Origin of the sequence: Burkholderia sp. DN3021, assembly GCF_049805555.1 — a bacterium.
Classification (GTDB): Bacteria; Pseudomonadota; Gammaproteobacteria; order Burkholderiales; family Burkholderiaceae; genus Burkholderia; species Burkholderia pyrrocinia_C.
The window spans coordinates 189,209-195,221 of sequence record NZ_JBNCAB010000004.1; the positions used below are offsets into that span (position 1 = coordinate 189,209).

The following is a 6,013-nucleotide window of genomic DNA, read 5'->3' on the forward strand; positions in this document are numbered from 1 at the left end:
CCGAGTCGATGCCCAGAACCGTCCACGTGATCGGTGCCGGACTCGCGGGCCTGTCGGCCGCGGTCGAGCTGCAACGCCGCGGGCGGCACATCGTGCTGCACGATGCGCACGCGCATGCGGGCGGCCGCTGCCGATCGTGGTTCGACGGCACGCTGAACACGACGCTCGACAGCGGGCTGCACGTGGTATTCGCGGGGCAGGCGGCAACGCAGCGCTACCTGCGCGCGATCGGCGCGGCCGATCAGCTGGTCGGGCCCGCGCTGCCTGAATTTCCGGTCGTCGACGTCGCGTCGCAGCAGCGCTGGACGCTGCGCTTCGGCAACGGGCGCTGGCCGTCGTGGCTGTTCGACGCCGCGTCGCGCGCGCCGGGCACGACGCCGCTCGACTATCTCGCGCTCGCCCCGCTCGCGTTCGCGCGCACGGGCCGCTCGCTCGCACAGACGATGCGATGCGACGGCGTGCTGTGGGATCGTTGGCTGCGGCCGTATTGGCTCGGGGTACTGAACGTCGAGCCGCGCCACGCGAGTGCCGAACTCGCGCGCGCGGTGCTGTGCAGCACGTTTGCCGCGGGCGCCCCCGGCTGCCGTCCGCTCGTCGCGCGCCACGGGCTCGGCAGCGCATTCGTCGAACCGGCGCTGCGGATGCTCCAGCACGGCGGCGCGCAGATCCGGCTGAACTCGCGGCTCGACGCGTTCGAATTCGGCGCGCACGGCAATGCGGTCGACGCGGTCGCGATCGGCGGCGGGCGCGTCGATCTTGCGCCGGGCGACGCGGTCGTGCTGGCCGTGCCGCCCGAGGTCGCGTTGCCGCTCGTACCCGAACTCACCGCGCCGGATACATTCAGCGCGGTCGTGACCGCGTATTTCGCGGTCGAGCCGCCGGCCGGCAGCCCGCTGCAGACGACCGTCGTCAACGGCGTCGTCGATGCGGTGCGCGCCGGCGGCGGCCAGCTCGCGGCGGCGATCCGCGATGCGGGCCGCTGGCTCGACATGCCGCACGACACGCTCGCGCGGCGGATCTGGGAAGACGTCGCGCGCGTGACCGGCGCGAAGCCGGAAACCATCCCCGCGTGGCAGCTCGTCGTCGAGCCGCGCGCGGGCTTTGCGGCGGTGCCGTCGCAGGAAATGAAACGTCCGGCCGTGCGTACGCGCTGGACCAATCTTGTGCTGGCGGGCGACTGGATTGCCACCGGCTTGCCCGCCACGATCGAGGGCGCGATCCGTTCCGGCCAATTGGCCGCGGACGTGCTCCAGACACAATAAGAGAGGGACCGATGAACGATCTCACCGAAATGGCTACCCTGTCCGCCGGCATCGCGCCGGCCGGCGTCGACGCGGCCGTCGCGCGTGCGACCGACGCGCTGCTGGCCGCGCAGAACGCGGACGGACACTGGGTCTACGAACTCGAAGCCGATTCGACGATTCCCGCCGAATACGTGCTGCTCGTCCACTATCTCGGCGAGACGCCGAACCTCGAGCTCGAACGGAAGATCGGCCGGTATCTGCGCCGCATCCAGCAGGCGGACGGCGGCTGGCCGCTGTTCACCGACGGCGCGCCGAACATCAGCGCGAGCGTGAAGGCGTATTTCGCGCTGAAGGTGATCGGCGACGACGAGAACGCCGAGCACATGCAGCGCGCGCGCAAGGCGATCCACGCGATGGGCGGCGCCGAGATGTCGAACGTGTTCACGCGCATCCAGCTCGCGCTGTACGGCGCGATTCCGTGGCGCGCGGTGCCGATGATGCCGGTCGAGATCATGCTGCTGCCGCAATGGTTCGCGTTCCACCTGTCGAAGGTGTCGTACTGGGCGCGTACCGTGATCGTGCCGCTGCTCGTGCTGAACGCGAAGCGCCCGCTCGCGAAGAACCCGCGCGGCGTGCGCATCGACGAGCTGTTCGTCGATCCGCCCGTCAACGCCGGGCTGCTGCCGCGCCAGGGTCACCAGAGCGCCGGCTGGTTCGCGTTCTTCCGTGTGGTCGACCATACGCTGCGCGCGGTCGACGGCTTGTTCCCGAGCTATACGCGCGAACGCGCGATCCGCCAGGCCGTGTCGTTCGTCGACGAGCGCCTGAACGGCGAGGACGGCCTCGGCGCGATCTATCCGGCGATGGCCAACGCGGTGATGATGTACGACGTGCTCGGCTACGCGGAGGATCATCCGAACCGCGCGATCGCGCGCAAGGCGCTCGACAAGCTGCTCGTCGTGCAGGAGGACGAAGCGTATTGCCAGCCGTGCCTGTCGCCGGTGTGGGACACGTCGCTCGCGGCGCACGCGCTGCTCGAAACCGGCGATGCGCGCGCCGAGGAAGCCGTGCTGCGCGGCCTCGACTGGCTGCGTCCGCTGCAGATCCTCGACGTGCGCGGCGACTGGATCTCGCGCCGCCCGAACGTGCGGCCCGGCGGCTGGGCGTTCCAGTACGCGAACGCGCACTACCCGGACGTCGACGATACGGCCGTGGTCGTGATGGCGATGGACCGCGCGCAGAAGCTCAGGCAATCGGATGCGTACCGCGAATCGATGGCGCGCGCACGCGAATGGGTCGTCGGCATGCAGAGCAGCGACGGCGGTTGGGGCGCGTTCGAACCGGAAAACACGCAGTACTACCTGAACAACATCCCGTTCTCCGATCACGGCGCGCTGCTCGATCCGCCGACGTCCGACGTGTCGGGCCGCTGCCTGTCGATGCTGTCGCAGCTCGGCGAGACGGCCGCGAACAGCGAGCCGGCCCGCCGCGCGCTCGACTACATGCTGAAGGAGCAGGAGCCGGACGGCAGTTGGTACGGCCGCTGGGGGATGAACTACGTGTACGGCACGTGGACCGCGCTGTGCTCGCTGAACGCGGCCGGCCTCGGGCCTGAAGACCCGCGCATGAAGCGCGGCGCGCAGTGGCTGCTGTCGATCCAGAACAAGGACGGCGGCTGGGGCGAGGACGGCGACAGCTACAAGCTGAACTACCGCGGTTTCGAGCAGGCGCCGAGCACGGCGTCGCAGACGGCCTGGGCGCTGCTCGGCCTGATGGCGGCCGGCGAGGTGAACAACCCGGCCGTTGCGCGCGGCGTCGATTACCTGATCGCCGAGCAGAACGAAGAGGGTCTGTGGGACGAGACGCGCTTCACGGCGACGGGCTTCCCGCGCGTGTTCTACCTGCGCTACCACGGCTATCGCAAGTTCTTCCCGCTGTGGGCGCTCGCGCGCTACCGCAACCTGAAGCGCGACAACGCGACGCGCGTCACGGTCGGGATGTAACGCGTGGGCGCATCACGGCACAACGGCGCATTGCCCGTCATCGCGGTGACGGGGATGGCGTTCGAGGCACGCATCGCGCGCGGCGACGGCGTCGAGGCCGTGTTCGCCGCGCGGGCCGACCGGCTCGAGCGCGCGCTGGCCGACGCGACCGCGCACGGTTGTGCGGGCATCGTGAGCTTCGGCACGGCGGGCGGGCTTGCGCCCGACCTGGAACCCGGCGCGCTCGTGATCGCGAACGCGATCGACGGGCCGTTCGGCCGCGTCGAGACCGATACGGGCTGGAGCGCGCGGCTCGTCGCCGCGCTGCACGACACGCCGGTATGGGCGCGGGTCACGCGCGGCACGATTGCGGCCGTCGGCGCGCCGGTCGTCAGCGAACAGGAAAAGGCGTCGCTGCACCACGCGAAGGGCGCGCTCGCCGTCGACATGGAGTCGCACATCGCGGCGGCCTTCGCGGCCGCGCGCGGCGTGCCGTTCGCGGTGTGCCGCGCGATCGTCGATCCGGCGTGGCGCACGCTGCCGCGCGCGGCGACGGCCGGCCTGCGCGACGACGGCAGCACGGCGATCCTGCCGATCCTGCGCGAACTGCTGAAGCAGCCGTCGCAGCTCGGCCCGCTGCTGCAGGTCGCGAGCGATGCGCGCGCGGCGCGCACGACGCTGATCCAGGCGCGGCACGCGTTCGAGCGTGCGGGTGCGATGCGGATCGTCTGAGCGGCACGCGCCGCGTTTCTCTTTCCCTCCTCTCTCCGTTTTCACGGACAAAAAAAGAGCGCTGCATGATGCAGCGCTCTTTGTCGTTGCGGCGGTCGCCGTTGCAGCGTTACTGCGCGGCCGGACTGCTCGCGGGCATTGCCGGCGCGGCCGGCGTGACGTCGGCGGCCGGCGCCGGCGTCGTCGCGGAGCTCGACGATGCCGCTGCCGCAGCAGGCGCACTCGCCGGCATCGCATTGTCCGCACCCGGATCGTCGTACTGCGGCAGCCCCGGCGCGGCCGGCGCGTTGTTCGGCGCGGCGCCCGATGCGCCATCCGATGCGCCCGGATCCTCGTAGTTCGGTAGCCCCGGCACGGCCGGCGTCGCGGCCGGCACGGCGCCCGATTCGCCCGGCTCGCTGTAGTTCGGCAGCGTGGCCGACGACGACTGGCTGCGATACGTCAGCGACTTGCGCTGCTGCAGGTACGCGTCGCGCACGAACGAATACGGATCGAGCGCGGCCTGCTTGAGCAGGTCGGTCGCGCCGAGCAGGTCCGAACGCGCGCTGATGAACTGCGCGATGTACATCGGGTTGCGCGCGGCCGGCTCGATGTAGTTGAGCAGGTTGAAGCGCACGTCCACCGCGCGGCCGACGCCGTCGCGGATCGTGCTCGGCCCGAACACGGGCAGCACGAGATACGGGCCGGACGGCACGCCCCAGCGCGCGAGCGTCAGGCCGAAATCCTGGTGATGCTTCGGCAGCCCGGCCGGCGTCGCGATGTCGATCAGGCCGGCGACGCCGAACAGCGAGTTCATCGCCACGCGCATCAGATCCTGCGTCGCATCGGTGATGCGCAACTGCAGCAGGTTGTTCGCCATGTTGCCGAGATCGCCGAGGTTCGAGAAGAAGTTGCTGATCGCGGTGCGCACGGGCGTCGGCGTGATCTTCTGGTAACCCTTCGCGATCGGCACGGCGATGTTCGAATCGACGGCGTCGTTGATCTTGTACATCGTCCGGTTCATCGGCTCGAGCGGGTCGTTGGGATTGCGGTTCGGTCCCGTCGCGCAGCCGGTCAGCATCGCGCTGGCGGCGACGGTCGCCGCGATGATTCGCACCTTATTCATTGATTCCTTGCAATTGGTTCTTGGCGCGTTTGACGCGCGGTTTGCCCATCAGGACGGGCTGGAACACCACGGCGCCAATCAGCGTGCAGGTCAGTGCCAGCGCGAGCAGCTTGCCCATGCTCGACGTGCCCGGGTGGTGCGACAGCCACAGGCTGCCGAATGCGGTCGCCGTCGTCGCGGCGCTGAACAGCACCGCGTGCGTGAGGCTCGAATGCAGCAACCCCGTCTGCCCCGCGCGCCACGCCATCACGAAATACACCTTGAATGCGACGCCGACGCCAAGCATCAGCGGCAGCGCGATGATGTTCGCGAAGTTGAGCGGCATACCGAGCACGACGCACATCTCGAGCGTCACGACACCCGACACGAGCAGCGGCACCAGCGTGCGCAGCACGTCGCCGAAGCGGCGCAGCGTGACCCACAGCAGGATCGTGATCGAAATGATCGACCACAGCCCCGCATGCAGGAACGCGTTGATGATCGTGTCGGCCGAATGCAGGATCGAGATCGGCCCGCCGGTCGCGCCCGGTTCCGCGGCCTTCACGGTCTGCGCGAAACGGCGCAGCATCGTGTCGTCGTTCGGGTCGACGCCCTTCGGCACCTTCGGCGAGATCTGCACGAGCGCGTGGCCGTCCGGCGCGACCCAGTCGCGCACGAGCGGCGGCGGCAGCGATGCGCGCGTGATGTCCTGCGGCTGCAGCAGCGCGGCGAGCTGGTTCAGTGCGATGCGCAGCGTATCGGAGAACGCGCGCTCGGCGCGGTCGCGCGTCGCGCTGTCGGCGGCGGCAAGCTTCGCGAGCGACGCGGACAGGTGTTGCGCGGCGGCCGCGCCCGGGCCCGGGTGATCTTCCGCCGCGTAGCCGAGCAGATCCGACACGCGCTTGAGTGCGGCGACGCGCTGCGCGTCGGTCGCGGGCGGCGCGGCCGGCTGCGTCAGCGCGGGCAGCAGG

At 70.3% G+C, this 6,013-nt stretch carries 4 protein-coding genes and 1 pseudogene; 3 read left to right on the top strand and 2 right to left on the bottom strand.

The genetic code is table 11. The annotated features are described in order from the left end of the window. The first annotated feature begins 8 nt into the window (after positions 1-8). From hpnE to ACPUER_RS04290, 3 genes are read left to right on the top strand one after another with little or no spacing between them, the layout of a single operon-like run. The gene (gene hpnE, locus ACPUER_RS04280; protein ID WP_425130430.1) at positions 9-1,262 is read left to right on the top strand and encodes a hydroxysqualene dehydroxylase HpnE; all 1,254 of its coding nucleotides are present in this window, start codon (positions 9-11) and stop codon (positions 1,260-1,262) included. Between the two features lie 11 nt (positions 1,263-1,273). Next, entirely contained in the window at positions 1,274-3,247 is a 1,974-nt protein-coding gene (gene shc / locus ACPUER_RS04285; protein ID WP_425130431.1) for a squalene--hopene cyclase, read from the top strand. A gap of 54 nt (positions 3,248-3,301) precedes the next feature. Continuing rightward, entirely contained in the window at positions 3,302-3,958 is a 657-nt protein-coding gene (locus ACPUER_RS04290) for a phosphorylase (RefSeq protein ID WP_371287138.1), read from the top strand. Positions 3,959-4,067: 109 nt separating this feature from the next. Here the strand turns inward: ACPUER_RS04290 and ACPUER_RS04295 are convergent, their stop codons facing one another. Both ACPUER_RS04295 and ACPUER_RS04300 read right to left on the bottom strand, forming a co-directional pair. Next, positions 4,068-5,063 (bottom strand): MlaA family lipoprotein, encoded by a 996-nt coding sequence (locus ACPUER_RS04295; protein WP_425130432.1) that lies wholly within the window; start codon positions 5,061-5,063, stop codon positions 4,068-4,070. Further along, positions 5,056-6,013 (bottom strand): annotated as a pseudogene (locus ACPUER_RS04300) (MMPL family transporter); the annotation flags it as partial. The gene ACPUER_RS04295 and the pseudogene ACPUER_RS04300, both read right to left, overlap by 8 nt.